We start from the raw sequence: 20,966 nt of genomic DNA, 5'->3' as shown, positions 1-20,966 counted from the left end.
TAGCCCGGCTCAGACTGGGCAGACAAGCTGGCTCAGGCAGCCAGATATTTGAATGCGCCTGTTTGCTTGCCGGCGCTCCCGTAGGGTCCGCTGGTTTTCGCATAGGTTGCATCACGGGTGGCTGGAACTATGGCGTTCAAGGCCATCTCAACCAACACCGTTCGACGGATCAGGCTCTGCCGTTGGACGGCCATGCCATCAGCAATCTTTTTCAAGCGCAGTTTCAAGTTTTTGTTCTTGAGATCAGCGGGCGCCAGGCCTTGCAGCAATCCAGAAATATCTAGGGCGGCTTGCCGCAGCGTGGCGCTGGCAGTCGCCAATGCCAGTGGCTCGCCACTCACAAGTGCAGCCGACACGTCGTTGAAATGAAGTTCAACGTCAATCAGTGCATTTTCTATGTGAGCGGGAAACATCATTGGACTTATAAAATAATCGACTCAGGCTCAGCCACGGGTGCGATCGAGCATTTCCTGGGCATTGGCCAGCAATTTATCGGCAATGGCTGCCGGGTTCACCACGTAAGTGCCCTGCTGAATGGCCGACCGCACTGACTCGACTTTTGCCGTATCGATATCTGCTGTTTCGCCCGACTTGGCCGCGCTCATCGTACGCGCCAACGTGGACACGGTGACGGCGACACCCGCCGACTGCGTGCTCTTTGCTGCGGCGGCATTGGCCGTCGAACTCGCGTTCTGACCGCCCTTGGGGGACACAGGCGAAGCGGTCGTATTGACCGGGATTGGATTATCTGAAGGTTGACCTATTTTCATCGTGCTCTCCAAAACTACTATAAATGTAGCCTCGTACGATTACTATCGGCCAAATTCTGGCGGGCTTTAGCCTTATTTGCAAGCGATGGGAAGATCTCATATTTCCAGCCTCACTGTACGGTTATCCAGTACAACGCCTGACATCACCCGTCCATTGTCCATTCTGACCCGCGCAGACTGCCCCACCACGCCAGCCGACAGTGCCTGCCCATCGGCAGTAATCTGAAATCCGGACCCCCGCGCGACAACACGAACCTGGGTCCCGGCCTGGAAAACCTGCGCCGGTTTGATCATCCCCTGCCGCAACGCTTGCCCCGTTGTCAACGCCCTTGACGCCACCTGCCCGACCCATAGCGATGGGTTGGAAACGACAGGACTGGCATCCTCAGCCCAATCGACCTCCGTTTCGATTGCATCGGCCTCAGTCAAAACGGCGCCAGGAGCCACATTGCCCTTGATAACCCAAGCGGCACCATAAGCCTTGACGGTCACAGGCAGAAAAACATTCCATTTGGCGGCACCCTCCAGGCAGCGCAGACCCAGCCGGGTTTTCCCCCACAGGCTCGTCCCCACCGGAATATAGGGCTCCACCCTTGCACACGGCGCCAGTCGAAGCCGACTATCCAGCTCGCCGACCGTGACTTCCATGCGAAGCGGGGCCGTCCCTGAAGGGCGAACACTTGAAACTGCGTTATCCAGCCAGCGCTGTGTGGCGTCGAAGAATTCAGGCCTCACGCCTGCTACCTGAGCAGCCGCCTGTGTAGGTGCACCCAGGGTGAAACAGAAGGCCGCGGCCAGACCGAATGCTGCGGGCAGCCGGTGGATAGGGTTGGGGAACTTGTTGAACATGGCAGCCTTACAGTCTTGTCACCGTGACTATAGACAGGCACGCATGCCATAAAACACGCAAGTAACGGCGGATTCCCCCGTTATTAAAGGCATCGAAAATTTAAGTAATTCCCATAATTGCCGCATATCGAAGCCTATAGCCACCGCCGTAGGGTCAGATAACCAAAAGTTGAGGTGCTTCATGTTCGCAAATATGACCAGTGGGTTGGACTTCCATGCGAAGGCCCTGGTGCTGCGCGCTGAACGGCAGCGCATCATAGCCAGCAACATTGCCAACGCCGACACACCCGGCTATATGGCCCGTGATCTGAATTTCAAAGACGCCATGAACAATGCTAGCGGCGGCTTGAATGGCGGCCTGAGTCTCAGCAACAGCCTCCAAGACGGCGGCGGCAACGGCACGACGCACCCCAATCACATCCCTCTGTCTAGCGGCTCCATTGGGACCCTGGGCGGCGCGTCCACGCTAGCTTACGCCGCTCAAACCCAGCCCAGCCTTGACGGCAACAGTGTTGACCTTGACCGCGAGCGGGCCAATTTTGTTGACAACTCAGTCCGCTACGAGGCGACTCTTCGTTTCATTAACGGCTACTCCAAGACAATCTTGAGCGCCATTCAGGGCCAGTAAGCCTGGTACACCTGCGGAGATCCTCCATGTCCATGTTCTCGATATTCAATGTATCCGGCAGTGCCATCAGCGCGCAGGCACAGCGCCTCAACGTGGTAGCCAGCAACCTGGCCAACGCGGACGCCGTGGCGGGCCCCGATGGACAAGGCTACAAAGGTCGGCAAGTGGTGTTTGAGACGACACCCATGGGCTCGGATGCCTCATCGGGTGTGCGGGTCTCCGCCATCCGCGAGAGCAATGAGCCGCTGCGCAAAGTGCATGACCCAAGCCACCCTTCCGCCGACGCTGAAGGGTACGTCACCCATTCCAACGTGAATCCGGTGGAAGAAATGGTCAACATGATTTCCGCATCGCGCTCATACCAGAACAACGTCGAAGTCATGAACACGGCCAAGACCCTGCTACTCAAAACCCTGCAAATGGGTCAGTAAATTCAAAGGACCTCCCCATGCTTTCCGCCACAACTGCCGCCACCGCCGCGACTGCCGCTACCACGTCAACCGCCGCGACAAGCACGACTCCGTCGAGCACCTCGACGGCAGCCACTGACACGGCCGCGTCACAGGATCGTTTTCTGAAGCTGCTGGTCGCGCAGCTCAACAACCAGGATCCGATGAATCCGATGGACAACGCACAAATGACCAGCCAGATGGCGCAGATCAATACCGTCACGGGCATTCAGCAGGTCAACGAAACTTTGAAAAGCATGGCGACGCAATTCACATCCATGCAGGTGCTGCAAGGCTCCTCGATGGTGGGACATGGTGTGCTGGTTGCAAGCAACACCTTGACCAATAACGCAGGCGTGGCCAGCGGTGCTATTGAGTTGAGTGGCAAGGCGGACGCTGTGAAAGTGGAGATCCTGTCACCCGGGGGTCAGGTTGTGGATACCTTCAACATGGGTCCGCTGGAAGCGGGTCGGCAATCTTTTGACTGGGATTCTTCATCCTATAAGGACGTCGGCGCACCAAGTTTTCGCGTGACCGCCACCCTGGCCGGCCAGGCCGTCGCAACGACATCACTGGCCCGCGACACAGTCGTTTCGGTCGGCAGCGACAACGGCGCCATGACGGTACAGCTGCAAGGACGCACTGCCGTGGCCTATGACAGCATCAAGGCAATTCTCTAGACAACAGCGCACTTCCAAAGGAAAACACCATGTCATTTCAATCAGCTCTCTCTGGCTTGAACGCCTCCAGCCGCAGCCTCGACGTGATCGGCAACAACATTGCCAACGCCAACACCGTTGGCATGAAGTCCTCGCGTGCTGAATTTTCGGATATTGTCGCGGCCTCCCTCGGTTCAGGAAGCGGCGGCGGCGCAGGCATCGGCGTTGAGCTGGCCACGACGTCCCAACTGTTTTCCCAAGGCAATGTCAATATCACCGGCAACGACCTTGATGTTGCCATCAATGGTGGCGGTTTTTTTGAGTTGCGCCTTCCCGACAAATCCGCGGCCTACACGCGGGATGGCCAGTTCAAGCTTGACAAGCTGGGCAATGTCGTCACCAACAAGGGCGCTAACGTGATGGGTTATCCGACAGACATTAAAGGCGTTCCAACCAGCACCACGATCCAGCCCCTGCAACTTCCCACTGCTGCCCCCATCGGCGCCAAGCAGACGGCGGCTATTACAGCGGAATTCAATCTGGACGCACGTGCACCCATCCTGCCCGTGGTGAGCCCCATAGCAACCACTTACGGCACGGCAATGACCGCTTATGACTCGCAAGGCGTCCCGGTTCCCGTCAATCTGTATTTCAGCAAGGTAACTCCGGTGACGGCAGGAACGGACGAGTGGGCGGTCTACCAAAACCCAGCCGGCGCCACCGTGGGCTCGCTGGTGTTCGACGCCAGCGGCGCACTGACAAGCTCCACGGTCGGCGCGCTGACTCTGACACCGCCTGCCCCCAGCATCGTCCCCCCCTTTCCCGTCACAGTGGATGTCAGCAAAGCGACTCAATTTGGCGCTGGCTTTGCCGTATCCAACCTGACACAGGACGGCTACACGTCCGGTGAGCTGATCGGCCTCAAAATTGGTGTCGATGGCGTCATCACTGCACGCTACTCCAATGGCCAGACGCAAGCGGCTGGGCAGGTCGCTTTGGCCGACTTCCGAAATGTCCAGGGGCTTTCCCCCACCGGCGGCGGAAACTGGATTGAAACCTATGCCTCGGGACAGCCCGTGCAAGGCTCGCCGGGCGCAGGAAAATTTGGCGTGCTGACGTCGGGTGCACTGGAAGAGTCCAACATTGATTTGACGGCAGAGCTGGTCAATATGATGACCGCGCAACGGGCCTACCAGGCCAACGCGCAAACGATCAAAACGCAGGATCAGATCATGTCAACACTGGTCAACCTGCGCTGATCTGCATTGACCTAACCAACTCCTGAACCGGACCCGCCATGGATCATCTTATCTACACCGCGATGTCTGGCGCGAACGCGGCCGCCCAGCGTCAGGCGGTCTTGTCCAACAACCTGGCCAACGCCTCCACCAATGGCTTTCGGGCTGAGTTGTCCACCTTTCGTGCCGTACCCGTGCGCGGCGACGGCGCGCCCACGCGCGTGTTGGCGGTGGAGGCCACCGCCGGCCATCTGGATACGCCCGGATCAGCACAACGAACCGGGCGCAGCCTGGACGCCATGGCCACCGGCAACTCATGGTTTGCTGTCCAGGGACTGGACGGGACCGAGTCCTACACCCGCAACGGATCGTTTGCAGTGTCACCCGACGGCACCTTGCTCACCAGCAATGGACTGACGGTTTTATCCGACGGTGGCTCCCCCATATCCGTTCCCACCGGCGCGGAAGTCGCCATCGGTTTCGACGGCAATCTCAGCGCCAAGGTGGGCAACCAGCCCCCCACCGGCGTCGGACGCCTGAAGCTGGTAACCCCCACCACCGACGACCCGCTGAAACGGAGCACCGATGGTCTGTTCCGAGCCACCTCAGGCGACCCCTTGCCCAACGACACCAACGCCCGCGTGTCGGCGGGTGTGCTGGAGGGGTCCAATGTGAACGCGATTGAAACCATGGTCGGCATGATCCAGACCGCGCGCCAGTTTGAGACACAAATGCGTCTGCTGCAAACCGCCGAATCCAATGACAAATCAGCCGGCCAGCTGCTCAACGTGCAGGGTTAAGCAAACCACGCGTTTGCGCCCATTCAATTCAATGAACAAGCCAAGGACACCATCATGATCAACTCTCTGTGGATCTCCAAAACCGGCATGGAAGCCCAGCAAACACAGCTGGACGTGATCTCCAACAACCTGGCCAACGCATCAACCAACGGTTTCAAGCGGGCCAACGCCGTGTTTGAAGACCTCATGTACCAGAACCTGCGTCAGGCTGGCTCGAACAGCTCTGAGCAATCCCAATTACCTACCGGGCTGCAAATTGGTCTGGGAGTGCGAACCGTGGCCACCAGTCGTTCGTTTGCGCAAGGCGCTCTGCAACAATCCGGCAACAAACTCGATGTCGCCATTCAAGGCAATGGCTTCTTTCAGGTCACCATGCCGGACGGCACCACCAATTACACACGTGACGGATCGTTCCAGATCGACTCGCAGGGGCGCTTGGTCACGGCCACCGGCTTGCCGATTGCAAATGGCGTGACGGTGCCGGCAAACGCCACCGGCATCAGCATTGGGGGCGACGGCACCGTCACCGCCCAGATTCCGGGCAACACGACGCCACAGGCAATTGGCACCATCGCGCTGGCCAGCTTCATCAACCCGGCAGGCCTGGACCCCAAGGGACAAAACCTTTATGCAGAGAGCTCCGCATCCGGTCAACCCAACAGCGGCACGCCTGGCGCCAACGGACTTGGCGCATTGATGCCAGGTTTTGTCGAAACATCCAACGTCAACGTGGTGCAGGAACTGGTCACGATGATTCAGACCCAACGGGCGTACGAGATGAACTCCAAGGCGATCCAGACCTCCGACCAAATGCTGCAAAAGCTGGGTCAGCTGTGAGCCACCTCATGAACACCCTGGCTTTGCGCCTGCTCCCGCTTGGTCGAGTGCTGCGAGGCTGCGGTCTCTCTTTGGGGCTTGTCCTGGTTTGCGCCGGTTGCGAATCGTTGCCGCAAACCGCGAAAGTCGATTTCGCCGAGCCCAAAGCGGTGCACGCCATCGCCGCAACGCCCTCATCGGCGCGATCCAACACCGGCAGCCTTTTTCAAAAAGCCAGCTACCGACCGGCTTTTGAAGACCCCCGTGCGCGCGCTGTCGGCGACCTCATCACGATTCAAATTGCGGAGAACGTCACGGCCAGCCAGGTCTCCAACTCAACCGCGAACCGCACAACATCCGGCTCTGCCAGCATCTCGGCCTTTCCGCTGGTGTCACCTCTTGACCTGGCCAACCTGAAGGCCGGGATAGGCACTTCATCGGCCAACGATTTTTCCGGCAAGGGCGGCACTGCCAGCGCCAATACCTTCACCGGCTCAATCACCGCCACCGTGGTGGACGTCTTGCCGAACGGCCACTTGGTCGTCACAGGAGAAAAACAAATTGGTGTGAACCAGAATGTGGATGTCTTGCGATTCTCCGGAACCATCGATCCGACCCTGGTGCAACCAGGCAACATCGTCAACTCGACGCAGGTCGCCAATGCCCGTATCGAGTCAAAAGGACGGGGGGCACAGGCCGAAGCGCAGACAGTTGGCTGGTTAACCCGGTTCTTTTTCAGCTTTCTGCCCTTCTAAAGCTATCGAGAATAGTGCCGAGGGGTAACCAAACATGCACAGCAGTCACACATCGCACAAGATTCGCCAGTTCTGGCCACTGGCAGCGCTGTGGTTGCTCGCCAGTCTTTTTGTGCCAGGTACGGCCCACGCCAACCGCATCAAGGAGGTGGCGGCGGTTGAAGGTGTGCGCAGCAACCAGTTGACCGGTTTTGGTCTGGTGGTCGGACTCGATGGCACGGGCGACCAGACCACCCAGATGCCCTACACGTCCCAGGGCATCGCCAACTACCTGAAGCAGCTCGGCATCACGCTACCTGCAGCGGCCATCGCGCAGTTGCAACTCAAGAACGTGGCGGCCGTGCTGGTCACGGCACAGCTGCCCGCCTTTGCCAGGCCAGGCCAGGCCATCGACGTCACGGTCTCGTCCATGGGCAACGCCAAGTCCATCAAGGGGGGAATGCTGATTGCGACGCCGCTCAAAGGCGCCGATGGTGAGGTCTATGCGTTGGCGCAAGGCAACCTTATCGTGGCCGGCGCCGGGGCCGCAGCAGGCGGTAGCAAAGTTCAGATCAACCATCTCAGCGCCGGACGTATTCCGGGCGGGGCGCAGGTGGAGCGGATTGTGCCCACCCCCTTGCTGGAAGGCAACAGCATCAACCTGGGGCTTGAAGCTTCAGACTTTCAAACGGCGCAGCGTGTGGCAAAGGCGATCAACAAACGCTTTGGTGAAGGCTCGGCCCACGCGCTTGATGGGCGGACTGTCAAAGTCATTGCCCCCACCGAGTCTGACGCGCGTGTTTCATTTATTGCCGAACTGGAAGAGTTGCCACTGGAGTCTTCAGTGCCTTCGGCCAAAGTCGTCATCAATTCACGCACCGGCTCGATCGTGCTCAATCAGGCGGTGACCTTGGGACCGTGCGCCATTGCACACGGCAACCTGTCGATCAGCATCAGTTCAACCCCCGTGATCAGCCAGCCCAACGCCTTGTCAACAGGCGGGCAAACGGTGGTGACCGAGAAAAGCAATATCCAAATCAAACAAGAACCCGGCATCTTGATTCAGTTGCCGACGGCCGCCCAACTGTCGGACGTGGTGCGTGCCTTGAATGCGCTGGGCGCCACGCCGCAAGACCTGCTGGCTATTTTGCAAGCCGTCAAGGCGGCCGGTGCTCTGAACGCGGAGCTGGAGGTCATCTGAGATGAGCTACGGGCAACTCCCTGGCGCATCCGGCTCGCTGGCAGCCGACGCGCGCTCACTCAACAATTTGAAGTTGCAGGCCGGAAAAAAAACGCCCGCAGCCATCAAGGAAGCCGCCAAGCAGTTCGAGTCCCTGTTCATGCGTGAACTCATCAAAAGCATGCGCGAAGCCACGATGAAATCGGGCTTGATGGACAGCCCAGGCGGTGACTTGGGCGCCGACCTGCTGGACCAGCAGTTTGCGGTACAGATGTCCGGCCAACCCGGCGGGCTGTCGGATCTGATTGCTCAACAGCTGTCGCGCCAGACGGTTGACGCTAAGCCCGGGGCCGCCGATTCAGACAAAAAGCCAGTCGTAACGCCAATCAGCGCCAGAACCAAAGCGTCGTCTCTGGCCGCCTACAGCGCCCACGCTAGCGCGCCCACGGTCGGGCAAACCAATTTTGTTCAACGCCATTCGGAAGCGGCCGCCAGCGCAGAAAAATCCAGCGGTATTCCGGCCAGCTACATGCTGGGGCAGGCTGGCCACGAGACGGGCTGGGGCCAACATGAAATCAAGATGAAAGGTGGCGCGCCGTCCTTCAATCTGTTTGGCATCAAGGCAGGTGCCGGGTGGACCGGCAAAGTCGCGGAAGTCACCACCACAGAATACGTCAACGGCATAGCCAAAAAAGCAGTCGCCAAGTTTCGCGCCTATGACTCTTACGAATCGTCTTTTCGCGACTACGCAAAACTCATTACCCAAACGCCCCGGTATGCACAGGCCAGTCTGCAGACAAACTCGGTGCAGGCATTTGCGACGGGCATGCAGAAAGCCGGTTACGCCACCGACCCGGATTACGCCTCCAAGCTGAGTCGCGCCATTCACACCACGCAGCGGCTGCAGCGCGCGCAAGTCTTGGCGCAAAACGTATGAGTGGCATTCTTAACATCGGCACCCGCGCCCTGATGGCCAACCAGGTTGCGCTGCAGACGACTGGCAACAACATTGCCAACGTCAACACGCCGGGCTACTCGCGTCAGTCCGCGGTGTTTCAGGCGGTGCCGGGACAGTACACCGGTAGTGGCTACATCGGCAACGGGGTGGATGTCCAGACGATCCTGCGCAACCACAGTGATTTCCTGACACGCCAAGCCGCCGTCTCCAGCTCGGTGTCCGCGTCGGATACCGCGCGTCTGAATCAGCTCACGCAACTTGAAAACATTTTCCAGGGGGGGGCAAGCGGCCTCGGGGCATCCGTGAGCGACATGCTCAACTCGTTCTCAGATGTTGCAAACGCCCCGACCGATCTGACGGCACGCACAGTGGCGCTGACCCACGCAGACGAGATGGCCGCCCGTTTTCGGGCCGCTTCCAGCAGTCTGGATGACTTGAAGCAAGGCGTCAGCAGCCAGTTGAAGGACGCGGTCACGGCAGTCAACCTCCTGGCCGGGCGCATCGCTGCCACCAATGAACAGATTGCGCGCAATCTAGGCTCAGGCCAGCCCGCCAATGATCTACTGGACCAGCGTGACCAGCTCATCAAGGATCTGAATCAATATGTCCAGACCACGAGCATTCCCGCCGATGACGGGTCGGTTAGCCTGTTCGTGGCCGGCAGCCAGCCCCTGGTGCTGGGAACCAAGGTGTCCACGATGGGCCTCGGTCAGGACGCGTACGGTGATCCGGCCACCATCAAACTGACTATGCAGAGTGCCGGGGCACCCATGGTGATGGAAGAGGCCACCCTGGGTGGTGGTCAGATGGCGGGTCTGCTGCGATTTCAAAACAGTGATCTGGTCGATGCCCGCAACCTGCTCGGGCGCATGGCCTTGGCGATTGGTACAGCGGCCAACGACCAGCACAAGCTCGGTGTTGATTTGAACGGCGCAACCGGTGGTGACCTGTTCAAAGTGAGCAGCTTGCCAGCGGGCCTCGAGGCGAGCACCAACACTGGCACAGCGACCTTGCAGGTCACCGTTCAAGCGCCGCCCAATTCGGGTACCACGGCGCTGGCGGCGTCCAACTATGAAGTCAGCTTCACCGGCCCCGCTGCCGGCAATATCACCCGACTTTCTGACGGCGTCGTCACGGCCTTCGGTGCGGTTCCCATACAGATTGACGGACTGAATATCTCTGTCAGTGCCGGCGCGGCCTCCAATGATCGCTTTTTGATCACGCCTTTCAGCGCAGTTTCGTCGACCATTGCCACCGCTTTTTCTTCCCCAGCAGCCTTGGCCATGAGCAGCCCGGTTGCGGCCAACGCCGGCGCCAACAACAAAGGCACGCTGGCCGTCGCGAGCCTGGCCGCCAGGTCGATGCCGGCGCCAGCGGCCATTACGCTGACGTTCACCGCGCCGGGAACCTACATCCGGTCCGACACCGGGGCCACCACTTACCCCTACACGCCAGGTCAGGCCATTGAATACGATACGGTTTCCCCGGGCGCCACCGGCTGGTCGCTCACGCTCCAGGGTTCTGCCGTAGGGACAAGTCCGATCTACCCGGGCGACACCTTCACGGTGGGCAGCACCGCCACCGTGCAGCCGAGCGCCAACCAGAAGCTGAATTCCGGCAATGCCGAAGCCATGATGGCCTTGCGCGACGTCGCCATGTTTGACGGCGGCGCCTTGACCGACGGCTACGCCAGCGCCATGGCGGAGATCGGCGTTCGGGTCCAAAGCGCCACGTCGACCGCGGCCGTGTCCAAATCCATTGCCACCAATATTGAGACCAACCGCGCCAGTGTGTCGGGCGTCAATCTTGACGAAGAAGCGGCCAAATTGCTGCAATTCCAACAGTCTTATCAGGCCTCGGCCAAAATGCTGCAAATCGCACAAGGCATTTTTGACACCCTGATGCAGACGTTCGGGCGATAGTTAAAGAACGATCCACGAGGAGTACATCATGCGATTGAGCTCGGCCAACACCTATGACAACGCGTTGCAAAACCTGTACACACGCCAATCAGATCTCGCCAGCCAGCAGGAAAAGCTGACTTCCGGCAAAAATGTCAATCGCGCCAGCGACGATCCGACCGGTGCGGCGCAGGCCGAGCGCGACTTGACGCGCATGACGCGCGTGGCAACCGATCAACGCGCCCTGGGCGTCCAAAGCAATTCCATCACCTTGGCGGAGTCCGCCTTGGGGGATGCCACCGACCTGATGCAAAGCCTGCGCGAGCTCGTCGTCAGTGCCGGCAACGGCAGCTACAAAGCGACTGATCGCGCCACTATTGCCCAACAGATGACAGGTTTGCGAGACCAGTTATTTGCCGTGGCGAACCGTGCCGACAGCAACGGCTCGCCCCTGTTTGGTGGCTTGGGCAGCGCAAGCGTCCCCTTCACCGACGCAACGACCGGGGTGAGCTTCAACGGCGTCGGCGGTCAGCGGGCCAGCACTGAGGTCACTGTGCCCGGGGCCATGGACGGCCAGGCCATCTGGATGAGCGTACCCACGGGCAACGGCAGCTTTAACGTCGCATTGCCTGCCGCACCAGCCGCCCTCAACACCGGTTCGGTATGGACCGACACAGGGCAAGTCGTGTCTCCGGCGGCGCTGACAGGCCACAACTACAGCGTGGAGTTCAGCGTGGCGGCGGGGGTGACGAGCTATAACGTTTTTGACGCCACGAGCGCTCCCTCGCCGGCAGGCCCTGCCATCCTGGCCGCGCAGCCCTACGTTGCTGGCCAGGCGATCCAGTTTGACGGCATGTCGTTTGTCGCTAACGGCGCGCCCGCCAATGGTGATGTCGTACAGATCAGCCCCAGCACAAAAACCAATGTTTTCAAGGTGCTGGACGATGCCATAGCTGGCATCAAAAGCGGCACCCCGGCAGATAACAACCAGACTATCCCTCTCGCACTAACACAAATTGATGCCAGCATGAACCAGATTCAATCGGCACGCGGCCAAGCCGGCGAGTGGTTAAATCGTGCTGACAACATCACCAGCTCACAGCAAGGTCGCACGATTCAACTGACCGTTGACAAGTCAAGGGCCGAGGACCTGGACATGGTCAAAGGCATCTCGGATTTTCAGAAACTTCAAACCGGCTACCAGGCGGCCTTGCAGTCTTACGCGCAAGTCCAGAAACTGTCACTTTTCAATTACATTAGCTGACACCATGGTCCGTACCGTTCTTGGCAGTGTTTCTCTTGGCTATCAACTGCTGTGGAACCAGCTGCGCCAGTTCAGCGGCGTTCAGCTCTTCGTCGGCACCGACGACAGCACCGCCGTCGATGCCCCCCATCTCCTGAGTGCGCTCGGTGAATTGTGGTCCGAGCAAGCCCCCGAACTCCTGTTGTCGGTGCAGTCGCCCCGGCTACTGGGCGACCTGCTGGATCACGGCCCCTCGAATAGTCCGTGGCTTGTCGTGCATGAGTCGCACCTGAATGATCCGGTCATGGCGCGGCGCGTTCATCAGGCGCATCAACGCGGCATAAAGCTGATCTGGCGCGGCGAACCCGGGGCGCGACCCAGTGCCGCGCTGGCACCTTGCTTTTTTCGCCATATGGTGACCTTGAGCGCGGAGGAGTCGCTGGCCGGTTTGCGGGTGTCCCTGCGCAAACACAATGGAGCCGATGCGTCGCGAACAAGCCGGGTAACGAGCCCGGTGCTGGCCAAGCACATTTACGAGGCGGTTGCCAGCCGGGTTTTGACCGAGCATTGCCTGGACGAGCAAGGCGCCTGGGCGGTAGCCGGTTGGCCCATGGAAGACGTGCTGCACGGGTATCGGCACCAGCGCATCCAGCCCGGGCACCGCGCGGTCGTCGGACTGATCGAAGCCATTGATGCCGACGATTCCGTGGAACATATCGAGCACATCTTGAGTGAGGAGCCGATCCTGGCTTATCGCTTCATGCGTTATGCCAACTCGGCGGGTCTGGGCCTGCGCACCGAGATCGAATCGATACGGCACGCACTGATGGTGCTGGGCCTGTCGCCGATTCGGTCCTGGCTGCTGGAGCAGCTACCCCACGCCACCAGCGACCTGAACTTGCAGCCGGTACGAACCGCCATGGTGGTACGGGCCCGCCTGATGGCGCATCTGCTGGACGCCGGTGATGGCGACGATTTGCGCCGCGAAATTTATCTGTGTGGCCTGCTCTCGCAGGTTGACCTGATGCTGGGCGAACCCCTGAACGCAGCCCTGGCGCGCCTCCACCTGTCGGAACGCATCACGTCCGCGATTCTGGGCCACACGGGGCCTTACATGCCTTACCTTGACATAGCCACCGCGCTGGAGTCACCCAATACCCACGCCACGCGCTTGCTCTGCGATTCACACCAAATGAATCTCGAGGACGTCAATCGGGCCCTGTTGCGCACGCTGTCCAATGCCACGCCGCATCCCGCGAAGGGTTTGTTGCTGGTGTAAAGAGCTGGAGGGGCTTGAAAACCCAACGTTCACAACTCGGCACGGATTTTCGAGAAAACCTCCCAGAACTGCGCCTCCTGCGTCGTGCAGAAGTTGATGCGCATCAGCGTGCTGGGCTGGCGGCTGGCATGAAACAGGGCGCCCGGGGCCAACAGGTAGCCCACATCGAGCATGCGCTGCGCCAGCGCGTCGGTGTCGACACCGGTTTCCACCCAGCCAAACAGGCCGGCGGGCGGTGCGGCAAAGCTGCAGCCATGCGCCAACGCCAACTTCACACTGCGGGCACGGGCCAGATCGAGCCGGGTCCGGATACGCTCCGCATGGCGGCGCAGTTGACCCTGGTCGATGCACCAGGCCAGTGCCTTCTCCAACAGCGCCGGCGTGGTCAGGGTCGCCAGCAATTTGGTGTCCAGCAGCCGCTCGAACAGCGCCGGGGGCGCGGCCATGAAGCCGACGCGCCAGCCGGGCGCCAGGATTTTGGCGAACCCGCTGACGTAAATCGTGCGCTGCAAGCCATCGAGCGCGCACAGGCGGGTGGCATGTTCGGGGGCGAGGTGGCTGTAGGTATCGTCTTCAACAATATGAAAATTGTGCGCGTTGGCCAGTTGCAGCACGCGGTGCGCGCTGCCCGGCGAGAGGCAGTAGCCGGTCGGGTTATGCAGCACACTGACACTCACGAACAGTTTGGGATTGTGCAGCTCGCAATAGCGCGCCATGACCTCCAGATCGGGGCCATCGGCACGCCGTGGCACCGGCAGGATGCGCATGCCCAAGGCGTCCAGGCGCGCAAACTCGATGGCCCAGCCGGGCTCCTCCACCATCACATGATCACCCGCGCGCAACAGCGTGCGACTCACGATGTCCAGCGCGTGGGTGGCCCCCACAGTCGTGATGATCTGCTGCGGGCTGGCGTGCACGTTCAAGCCAATGAGTTTTTGCGACAGCGATTGACGCAAGCCACTGTCGCCGGCAGGCTCGCCGTACTGCAAGGAGAATGCATGCAACGCGCGCGTGCTGGTGACGCGGCGCACGGCTGCCGCCATGAAGGTGGTCGCCAGCCAGTCCGGCGGAAACACGCCCATGCCGGGCTGCGGTTTGTCGCTGCTGCCATGAAACATGCCGCGAATCAGCGCCGTCGCATTGACCGGCACATGGTGCGCCTCAAAACTGCTCTTCGTGGTTCGACGGGCATCCTGATTTGCTACTGAATTTATAGCTGACTGCGCAACAGATTCGGGGGCTAGAGCCCTGTTTCTTATAAAGAATCCACTGTTTCTGCGGGCCTCCACCAACCCCTGCGCCAACAGCTGGTCGTAGGCCGCCACCACCGTGCTGGGGCTCACGCCCTGCTGCAGGGCGCACTGGCGCACCGAGGGAAGACGGCTGCCCGGCGCCAGCAGACGGTTGCGGATGCGCTCGGCAAAACGGGCGGAGAGCTGCTCGGTCAAAGACTGCGATGCGGTTTTCGTCAACATGGGTTCCCTTCACATCAGGCTGTGCTGCCAAAGCAATCAATACAGATTCGAAATCTGTCTCAAAAATTGTACCGCCAGTGTGCTGGTTTCAACTATAAAGTCAAACCCATGAACAGACCCGCCAACTCCCATGACGACCGCTGAATTCACGGCTTTGCTGGTGCTCGCCATGGTGGGGCCGTACTGACCGTCACGGCGGCCTGGATGTCCACGTTCTGACTTTTGAGCCCAACACCATGAAATCGAACCCCCACGCCATCCGCCAAGGGCTTTGGCTCGGCACCCTCGGGGTCGGCGGGCAACTGTCGCAGCGCATGCGCCCCGACTATGTCATCTGCTGGGCACTGCTCGCATCCTTGCCATTAAATCTGCCTCTAGCCCTGATGGAATGGCCGCAGACAGCTATCAAAACTGAAGCGTGGGCGGCCCTGGCCTACGTCGCCGTGTGCTCCATGTGGCTGGGCTTTTTTGCCTGGTACCGCGGGCTGGCGCTGGGGGGCACCGTGCGCGTGAGCCAGATGCAACTGATACAGCCTTTCTTATCCATGCTATTTGCCATACCCTTGCTGGGCGAATCGCTGGACGCGGTCACCGCCGGTTTTGGACTGGCCGTCATGGCCGTCGTATTTGTTGGCCGCAAAATGTCGGTCAGCACGCCCAGATCAACATTTAAAGAAGAAGGAAGACCCTTATGAGCACGAACTCAACGCCCACCCCGCCCTGGCTGCTGGCCCAACGCGCCGCCAAAATGAACCCCTCGGTGATCCGCGAGATCCTCAAGGTCACGGAGCGGCCCGGCATCATCAGTTTTGCCGGCGGCCTGCCCTCGCCCAAGACCTTTCCGGTGGCCGAATTCGCCGCCGCCAGCGCCAAGGTGTTGCGCGATGACGCACACGCCGCGCTGCAATACGCGGCCAGCGAAGGCTTTGGGCCGCTGCGCGACATGGTCGCCGCCGGACTGCCGTGGAACGTCGATCCGGCCCAGGTCCTGATCACCACCGGCTCGCAGCAAGGGCTGGATCTGGTGGCCAAGGTGCTGGTGGACGCCGGCAGCAAAATTCTGGTGGAGTCCCCCACTTACCTGGGCGCTGTTATGGCCTTCACCCCGATGGAGCCCGAGGTCGTCAGCGTCGGCAACGATGACGAAGGCATTGATATCGCCGACCTGCAAGCCAAGGCGCAAGGGGCGCGCTTTCTCTACGCCCTGCCCAACTTCCAGAACCCGACCGGCCGCACCATGAGCGAAGCGCGCCGCGCCGCCCTGAGCGCCGCGGCCGCCCGACTCGGCCTGCCCCTGATCGAGGACAACCCCTACGGCGACCTCTGGTTTGACCGCGCCCCGCCCGCCCCCCTGACCGCGCGCAACCCGGACGGTTGCATCTACCTCGGCTCCTTCTCCAAGGTGCTGGCGCCGGGTCTGCGCCTGGGCTTTGTCGTCGCGCCCAAAGCGGTCTACCCCAAACTGCTGCAGGCCAAGCAGGCGGCCGACCTGCACAGCCCCGGCTTCAACCAGCGCCTGATTGCCGAGGTCATGAAAAACGGTTTTCTGGAGCGCCACGTGCCCACCATCCGCGCACTCTACAAATCGCAACGCGACGCCATGCTTGAAGCCCTGGCGCGCGAGATGCCGGCAGGCGAGCCGGACGCGACGCTGACCTGGAACACACCCGCCGGTGGCATGTTCCTCTGGGCCCGTCTGCCCCGGGGCATGAACGCGGTGGACCTGTTGCCGTTTGCGGTGGAGCAAGGCGTGGCCTTCGTCCCCGGCGCGCCGTTTTACGCCGACCACGGTGACCCGCGCACCCTGCGCTTGTCCTTTGTCACCCCCAGCGTGGACGACATCCACCGCGGCGTGGCGGCGCTGGCCGCTGGCATCAAAGCCTATGCCGCCGAGTTGCCCGATCACGCCATAAAGGTCTGCACAGCATGAACATCCACCCCCTTCGACCGGCTCAGGACAGGCCTTTCAAGCAAGTTGACGTCTTCACCGCCGAGCCCTATCTGGGCAACCCGCTGGCCGTGGTGCTGGACGGCACCGGCTTGTCTACCGAGGAAATGCAGCATTTCGCGCACTGGACCAATCTGTCCGAGACCACGTTCTTGCTGCCGCCCAGCGCCTCAGGCGCGGCCAATGGCGCCGACTACCGCGTGCGCATCTTCACCCCCGGCAGTGAACTGCCCTTCGCCGGCCACCCGACCCTGGGCAGCTGCCATGCCTGGCTGCAAGCGGGGGGCAGCCCAAAAGCAAAAACGGAGATCGTGCAGGAATGCGCTCTTGGCCTGGTCCGGATTCGCCGCGAGGGCGCGCGCCTGGCTTTCGCCGCACCGCCGCTCAAGCGCAGCAATCCCAGCCCGGCCCTGCTGGCCCAGGTGGGGGCGGCGCTCGGACTCAAGCCGCAGCAGATCATCGCCGCCCAGATGCTGGACAACGGCCCGGTCTGGCTGGGCCTGCTGCTGGACAGCCATGAAACCGTCTTGCAACTGTCCCCGCACCATTTGGATCTCAAGAATTTGGGGCAAATAGTGGGTGTAGCCAGCGTGGAAGCTGCGCAGGCAGCTACTACTTTAATAGCACGATCGAACCGTGAAGCGCGTGCATTTGGGCCGCGCCCGGCGGACGCCGCAAGTGCCTCATGGGCGCCGACTGAACTCGAAGTGCGGGCCTTTGCCGCGTCGGCGGGCATCAATGAAGACCCGGTGACGGGCAGCTTCAACGCCAGTTTGGCGCAGTGGCTGATCGCCGACGGCCTGGCGCCCCGCAGCTATGTGGCGGCGCAAGGCATCTGCCTGGGGCGCGCCGGACGTGTGCATATTGAGCAGGATGACAACGGCCAGGTCTGGGTTGGCGGCGACTCGGTCACCTGCATCGACGGTCAGGTCAGTCTCTGACCGGTCGTCGGCCGCGTGGTGGCGGTCCCGGTCCGCAGCCAACGGGCCAAAGCGCTACAAAACTTATAGCCTTCGTCGCTCGGGTGACAAGGACTATGCCGTCATTTGGCTTAGATTCGGGGCATGGGAACCCTCTATCTTGTACGCCATGGCCAGGCTTCGTTTGGCGCCGAAAATTACGACCAACTGAGCACGCTGGGCCAGCAGCAAAGCGTGCGGCTGGGCGAGTATTTCCGCCAGAAAGGCCTGACCTTTGATGCCGTGCTGACCGGCACCTTGCGCCGCCAGCAACAAACCTATGCCGGCATTCGCGAGGGCGGCGGCTTTGACCTGGAGGCGCAGGCGTGGCCGGGCCTGAACGAATACGACAGCGAAGCCGTGATTGCCGCCATTCACCCCTGCAAACTCCAAAAACCGGACACGCCCGAACTGTATCGCCACCACTTTCGCCTGCTGCGCGACGGCCTGACGCAATGGATGAACGGCGTCGTCAGCCCCCATGGCATGCCCAGCTACCGTGACTTCCAGCAGGGCGTGATCAGCGCGCTGGACCACATCCGTAAAGACTGCGACGGCAATGTGCTGATCGTCTCCAGCGGCGGGCCAATCTCGACCGCCATCGGCCATGTGCTGGGCACCACGCCCGAGACCACGATCGAGCTCAACATGCGCATCCGCAACAGCGCCATCTCCGAGTTCGCCTTCAACCCGAAACGCCACACGCTGCTGACCTACAACACGCTGCCGCATCTGGACCATGCGGACCATGCGAGCTGGATCACCCATACCTGAGGACGGGGAACAGAGCCCCGGGACTGCTGCCTTGTCAGCGGGCAGTCTGCAGACGCAGGCGGCGCGCTGACTCCTCGGCGCGTGCGTCGTCAATCTCGCGCATCACGCCGCCCACGTCCACCGCCTCTTTTTTGTGTTCGAAGTGGCCGGTGAGCGCCACGTCGGGCTGCAACATGCCGCGCTGGTACAAATCCCAGATCTCCGGGCCAAAGTTCGTGTGCAGCAGCTCGGGCGCGAACTGGCCGAAGAAGGCGCGCAGATTGGCGACATCGCGCAGCAGCATGCGCTTGGCGTGGTTGTTGCCGGCCGCATCCACCGCCTGCGGCAGATCGATAATCACCGGGCCGTCTTGCGCCAGCAGGATGTTGAACTCCGACAAGTCGCCGTGCACGACGCCGGCGCACAGCATGCGCACCACCTCGATCAGCAGCGTCCCATGGTGGGCACGCGCCTGCGCTGGCGTGAGCACCACATCGTTCAGCCGTGGCGCGGCGTCGCCGAATTCATCGGTGACCAGCTCCATCAACAGGACACCCTCGAAAAAATTGTGCGGCTTGGGCACCCGCACGCCAGCGCCGGCCAGGCGGTACAGCGCATCGACCTCGGCGCTCTGCCAGGCCGCCTCCTGCGCTTCCCGGCCAAAGCGGGTGCCCTTGGCCATCGCGCGCGCCTGGCGCGTGTTCTTGACCTTGCGGTTCTCGGTGTAGTCGACCGCTTGGCGAAAACTGCGTTGCTCGGCCTCCTTGTAAATCTTGGCGCAGTAGGTCTCGCCGCCGCAGCGCACCACGTAGACCATGGCCTCCTTGCCGCTCATGAGCTGGCGCACGACCGTGTCGATCAGGCCTTCTTCGATTAAGGATTGCAGTCTCTTGGGTGGTTTCATGGCCGCCATTTTGCACTGCCCCGATATTTCATGACGCATCGCTTTACCGCTGCTTTACCGGCGTGCAACATGGCGTGTGGAATGTCGCCTGAAAATGTCTGTCGGCATGCCCGTGGACGCAGCGGGATGATATGGTCGACTGCACAGGGCGGGCAAACCATGGTGTGATCGTCATGCGGCTTTGCCGATCGCCCTTTTAACCAGAATTCACGATGAAAAAGAATATGAAAAACCGTTTGCCACCTCAATCCAGTGGGCACAGGCAGGCGGGCATTTCAAAAAATCTACTTTTGTTGCTGTTGCTGGTGCTGGTCGCGGGCGGCTATGGGGCGTGGTGGTGGACACACCGTTCGTCTGGCCTCGCCGAGGGCGATTCAGCCACCGCTGTCGGCGCCGGTCCGTCAACCGGTTCGAACCCGTCTGCCAGTGCGGCGGGCGGTAGCCGTCGTTTTGGTGGCACCAACCGCACCCAGCCGGTGTCGGTGATGGCGGCCAAACGCCAGGACATGCGGGTGATTCTGTCGGCCATCGGCAATATTGCAGCCTTGAACACCGCGACGGTACGCGCGCGTGTCGATGGCGAACTCAAAGCCATCCATTTCAAAGAAGGCCAGCCCGTGCGCGCTGGCGCCTTGCTGGCCGAGATCGATCCGCGCAGTTATGAGATTGCGCTGGCGCAAGCGCAGGGTCAGCTGGCGCGCGATGTGGCGCAGCTGCGCAACGCGCAACTGGACCTGGCGCGCTATAAAGACCTGCTGGCCCAGGATTCCATTGCCAAGCAACAAGTGGAGACCCAGGATGCCCTGGCGCGCCAGCTGGTGGGAACGGTACAAACCGATCAGGCCCAGGTCGACAACGCCAAGCTGCAGCTCTCTTACACCAAAGTCAGCGCGCCGATCAGCGGTCGCCTGGGTCTCAAACAGGTCGATCTGGGCAATGTGGTGCATGCCAGCGACAGCACCGGCCTGGTCAGCATTACGCAAACGCAACCGATTGCCGTGGTGTTCGCCGTGCCAGAGGCCAATCTGCGTCAAATCAGCGGCAAGCTCAAGGCCGGTCAACCCCTGGTGGTCGAGGCCTGGGACCGCGAGCAAAAGGTCAAACTCGCGGTCGGCCGGGTGAGCAGTACCGACAACAGCATCGACCTGCCGACCGGCACCCTCAAGCTCAAGGCGGAATTTCCCAATAGCGACAACGAGCTGTTTCCCAACCAGTTCGTCAATATCCGGCTTCAGGTGGACGCCCTGAGCAATGTCTTGGTGGTGCCGGCCAGCGCGGTGCAACGCGGCGCACAGGGCAGCTTTGTCTATGTCGTCAAGGAGGACAGCAGCGTAACCATTCGCCGTGTCCGCGTGGGTACCACCGAGGGCGACTGGATCAGCGTTCAGGGCGAGTTGGCGGCCGGTGAGCGGGTAGTGACCGA

21 protein-coding genes and 1 pseudogene are annotated in these 20,966 nt (G+C 61.2%); 17 read left to right on the top strand and 5 right to left on the bottom strand.

Annotated features, from left to right (window positions below; genetic code table 11):
- Nucleotides 1–32: 32 nt before the first annotated feature.
- The 3 genes from B3V69_RS08775 to flgA form a co-directional block, all read right to left on the bottom strand.
- Nucleotides 33–320: a hypothetical protein gene (locus B3V69_RS08775; protein ID WP_296445686.1), complete on the bottom strand. Its 288-nt coding sequence runs from the start codon at nt 318–320 to the stop codon at nt 33–35.
- A gap of 123 nt (nt 321–443) precedes the next feature.
- Entirely contained in the window at nt 444–770 is a 327-nt protein-coding gene (flgM, locus tag B3V69_RS08770; protein ID WP_296445683.1) for a flagellar biosynthesis anti-sigma factor FlgM, read from the bottom strand.
- 96 nt (nt 771–866) lie between these two features.
- Nucleotides 867–1,619, bottom strand: coding sequence for a flagellar basal body P-ring formation chaperone FlgA (flgA, locus tag B3V69_RS08765; protein WP_296445681.1), 753 nt, complete (start codon nt 1,617–1,619; stop codon nt 867–869).
- Nucleotides 1,620–1,800: 181 nt separating this feature from the next.
- On the opposite strand from flgA, the gene flgB reads away from it, so the two are divergent.
- The 12 genes from flgB to B3V69_RS08705 are packed head-to-tail and all read left to right on the top strand — an operon-like array spanning nt 1,801 to nt 13,504.
- Nucleotides 1,801–2,247, top strand: a complete 447-nt coding sequence (flgB, locus tag B3V69_RS08760) for a flagellar basal body rod protein FlgB (protein ID WP_296445679.1) — start codon at nt 1,801–1,803, stop codon at nt 2,245–2,247.
- 26 nt (nt 2,248–2,273) lie between these two features.
- Complete coding sequence (flgC, locus tag B3V69_RS08755) at nt 2,274–2,678, top strand: flagellar basal body rod protein FlgC (RefSeq protein WP_296445677.1); 405 nt, start codon at nt 2,274–2,276, stop codon at nt 2,676–2,678.
- Between the two features lie 17 nt (nt 2,679–2,695).
- Complete coding sequence (locus tag B3V69_RS08750; RefSeq protein ID WP_296445675.1) at nt 2,696–3,376, top strand: flagellar hook assembly protein FlgD; 681 nt, start codon at nt 2,696–2,698, stop codon at nt 3,374–3,376.
- 29 nt (nt 3,377–3,405) lie between these two features.
- Complete coding sequence (gene flgE, locus B3V69_RS08745; protein ID WP_296445673.1) at nt 3,406–4,614, top strand: flagellar hook protein FlgE; 1,209 nt, start codon at nt 3,406–3,408, stop codon at nt 4,612–4,614.
- A gap of 38 nt (nt 4,615–4,652) precedes the next feature.
- Nucleotides 4,653–5,393, top strand: coding sequence for a flagellar basal body rod protein FlgF (locus B3V69_RS08740; RefSeq protein WP_296445670.1), 741 nt, complete (start codon nt 4,653–4,655; stop codon nt 5,391–5,393).
- A 54-nt stretch (nt 5,394–5,447) separates the two neighbouring features.
- On the top strand, nt 5,448–6,230 hold the full coding sequence (gene flgG, locus B3V69_RS08735; protein WP_296445668.1) for a flagellar basal-body rod protein FlgG: 783 nt from the start codon (nt 5,448–5,450) through the stop codon (nt 6,228–6,230).
- 8 nt (nt 6,231–6,238) lie between these two features.
- Complete coding sequence (locus B3V69_RS08730) at nt 6,239–6,964, top strand: flagellar basal body L-ring protein FlgH (RefSeq protein ID WP_296445666.1); 726 nt, start codon at nt 6,239–6,241, stop codon at nt 6,962–6,964.
- 34 nt (nt 6,965–6,998) lie between these two features.
- A complete protein-coding gene (locus tag B3V69_RS08725; RefSeq protein WP_296445664.1) occupies nt 6,999–8,144 on the top strand; it encodes a flagellar basal body P-ring protein FlgI in 1,146 nt (381 codons plus the stop codon).
- A 1-nt stretch (nt 8,145) separates the two neighbouring features.
- The gene (gene flgJ / locus B3V69_RS08720; RefSeq protein WP_296445662.1) at nt 8,146–9,060 is read left to right on the top strand and encodes a flagellar assembly peptidoglycan hydrolase FlgJ; all 915 of its coding nucleotides are present in this window, start codon (nt 8,146–8,148) and stop codon (nt 9,058–9,060) included.
- Nucleotides 9,057–11,003 (top strand): flagellar hook-associated protein FlgK, encoded by a 1,947-nt coding sequence (gene flgK, locus B3V69_RS08715; RefSeq protein ID WP_296445659.1) that lies wholly within the window; start codon nt 9,057–9,059, stop codon nt 11,001–11,003. The genes flgJ and flgK overlap by 4 nt, the downstream gene beginning before the upstream one ends.
- A gap of 28 nt (nt 11,004–11,031) precedes the next feature.
- Nucleotides 11,032–12,246 (top strand): flagellar hook-associated protein FlgL, encoded by a 1,215-nt coding sequence (flgL, locus tag B3V69_RS08710; RefSeq protein ID WP_296445657.1) that lies wholly within the window; start codon nt 11,032–11,034, stop codon nt 12,244–12,246.
- 4 nt (nt 12,247–12,250) lie between these two features.
- The gene (locus B3V69_RS08705) at nt 12,251–13,504 is read left to right on the top strand and encodes an HDOD domain-containing protein (protein ID WP_296445656.1); all 1,254 of its coding nucleotides are present in this window, start codon (nt 12,251–12,253) and stop codon (nt 13,502–13,504) included.
- A 29-nt stretch (nt 13,505–13,533) separates the two neighbouring features.
- Here B3V69_RS08705 and B3V69_RS08700 read toward each other — a convergent pair whose 3' ends face one another.
- A complete protein-coding gene (locus B3V69_RS08700; RefSeq protein ID WP_296445654.1) occupies nt 13,534–14,979 on the bottom strand; it encodes a PLP-dependent aminotransferase family protein in 1,446 nt (481 codons plus the stop codon).
- Between the two features lie 287 nt (nt 14,980–15,266).
- Between B3V69_RS08700 and B3V69_RS08695 the strand changes: the two are divergent.
- The 4 genes and pseudogenes from B3V69_RS08695 to B3V69_RS08680 form a co-directional block, all read left to right on the top strand.
- Nucleotides 15,267–15,674, top strand: a pseudogene (locus B3V69_RS08695) (DMT family transporter); the annotation flags it as partial.
- Nucleotides 15,671–16,909 (top strand): PLP-dependent aminotransferase family protein, encoded by a 1,239-nt coding sequence (locus B3V69_RS08690; RefSeq protein WP_296445652.1) that lies wholly within the window; start codon nt 15,671–15,673, stop codon nt 16,907–16,909. The pseudogene B3V69_RS08695 and the gene B3V69_RS08690, both read left to right, overlap by 4 nt.
- The gene (locus B3V69_RS08685) at nt 16,906–17,868 is read left to right on the top strand and encodes a PhzF family phenazine biosynthesis protein (protein ID WP_296445650.1); all 963 of its coding nucleotides are present in this window, start codon (nt 16,906–16,908) and stop codon (nt 17,866–17,868) included. Before B3V69_RS08690 ends, B3V69_RS08685 begins: the two co-directional genes overlap by 4 nt.
- Before the next feature lie 123 nt (nt 17,869–17,991).
- On the top strand, nt 17,992–18,660 hold the full coding sequence (locus tag B3V69_RS08680; protein WP_296445648.1) for a histidine phosphatase family protein: 669 nt from the start codon (nt 17,992–17,994) through the stop codon (nt 18,658–18,660).
- A 34-nt stretch (nt 18,661–18,694) separates the two neighbouring features.
- Here B3V69_RS08680 and B3V69_RS08675 read toward each other — a convergent pair whose 3' ends face one another.
- Complete coding sequence (locus B3V69_RS08675) at nt 18,695–19,543, bottom strand: PA4780 family RIO1-like protein kinase (RefSeq protein WP_296445646.1); 849 nt, start codon at nt 19,541–19,543, stop codon at nt 18,695–18,697.
- Between the two features lie 212 nt (nt 19,544–19,755).
- Here B3V69_RS08675 and B3V69_RS08670 point away from each other — a divergent pair.
- Nucleotides 19,756–20,966, top strand: a 1,211-nt coding sequence (locus B3V69_RS08670; protein WP_296445645.1) for an MdtA/MuxA family multidrug efflux RND transporter periplasmic adaptor subunit, incomplete at its 3' end; no start/stop codon positions are given.

The organism is Rhodoferax sp. UBA5149 (genome assembly GCF_002413825.1).
Taxonomy (GTDB): Bacteria; Pseudomonadota; Gammaproteobacteria; order Burkholderiales; family Burkholderiaceae_C; genus Rhodoferax.
Note: the sequence above shows the minus strand (reverse complement) of the source record. Positions and strands in the feature narration are given on the sequence as shown.

Coding starts and splice junctions, on each gene's coding strand:
- flgM (WP_296445683.1), bottom strand. CDS start 770: ATGAAAATAGGTCAACCTTCAGATAATCCAATCCCGGTCAATACGACC.
- flgA (WP_296445681.1), bottom strand. CDS start 1,619: ATGTTCAACAAGTTCCCCAACCCTATCCACCGGCTGCCCGCAGCATTC.
- flgB (WP_296445679.1), top strand. CDS start 1,801: ATGTTCGCAAATATGACCAGTGGGTTGGACTTCCATGCGAAGGCCCTG.
- flgC (WP_296445677.1), top strand. CDS start 2,274: ATGTCCATGTTCTCGATATTCAATGTATCCGGCAGTGCCATCAGCGCG.
- B3V69_RS08750 (WP_296445675.1), top strand. CDS start 2,696: ATGCTTTCCGCCACAACTGCCGCCACCGCCGCGACTGCCGCTACCACG.
- flgE (WP_296445673.1), top strand. CDS start 3,406: ATGTCATTTCAATCAGCTCTCTCTGGCTTGAACGCCTCCAGCCGCAGC.
- B3V69_RS08740 (WP_296445670.1), top strand. CDS start 4,653: ATGGATCATCTTATCTACACCGCGATGTCTGGCGCGAACGCGGCCGCC.
- flgG (WP_296445668.1), top strand. CDS start 5,448: ATGATCAACTCTCTGTGGATCTCCAAAACCGGCATGGAAGCCCAGCAA.
- B3V69_RS08730 (WP_296445666.1), top strand. CDS start 6,239: ATGAACACCCTGGCTTTGCGCCTGCTCCCGCTTGGTCGAGTGCTGCGA.
- B3V69_RS08725 (WP_296445664.1), top strand. CDS start 6,999: ATGCACAGCAGTCACACATCGCACAAGATTCGCCAGTTCTGGCCACTG.
- flgJ (WP_296445662.1), top strand. CDS start 8,146: ATGAGCTACGGGCAACTCCCTGGCGCATCCGGCTCGCTGGCAGCCGAC.
- flgK (WP_296445659.1), top strand. CDS start 9,057: ATGAGTGGCATTCTTAACATCGGCACCCGCGCCCTGATGGCCAACCAG.
- flgL (WP_296445657.1), top strand. CDS start 11,032: ATGCGATTGAGCTCGGCCAACACCTATGACAACGCGTTGCAAAACCTG.
- B3V69_RS08705 (WP_296445656.1), top strand. CDS start 12,251: ATGGTCCGTACCGTTCTTGGCAGTGTTTCTCTTGGCTATCAACTGCTG.
- B3V69_RS08700 (WP_296445654.1), bottom strand. CDS start 14,979: ATGTTGACGAAAACCGCATCGCAGTCTTTGACCGAGCAGCTCTCCGCC.
- B3V69_RS08690 (WP_296445652.1), top strand. CDS start 15,671: ATGAGCACGAACTCAACGCCCACCCCGCCCTGGCTGCTGGCCCAACGC.
- B3V69_RS08685 (WP_296445650.1), top strand. CDS start 16,906: ATGAACATCCACCCCCTTCGACCGGCTCAGGACAGGCCTTTCAAGCAA.
- B3V69_RS08680 (WP_296445648.1), top strand. CDS start 17,992: ATGGGAACCCTCTATCTTGTACGCCATGGCCAGGCTTCGTTTGGCGCC.
- B3V69_RS08675 (WP_296445646.1), bottom strand. CDS start 19,543: ATGAAACCACCCAAGAGACTGCAATCCTTAATCGAAGAAGGCCTGATC.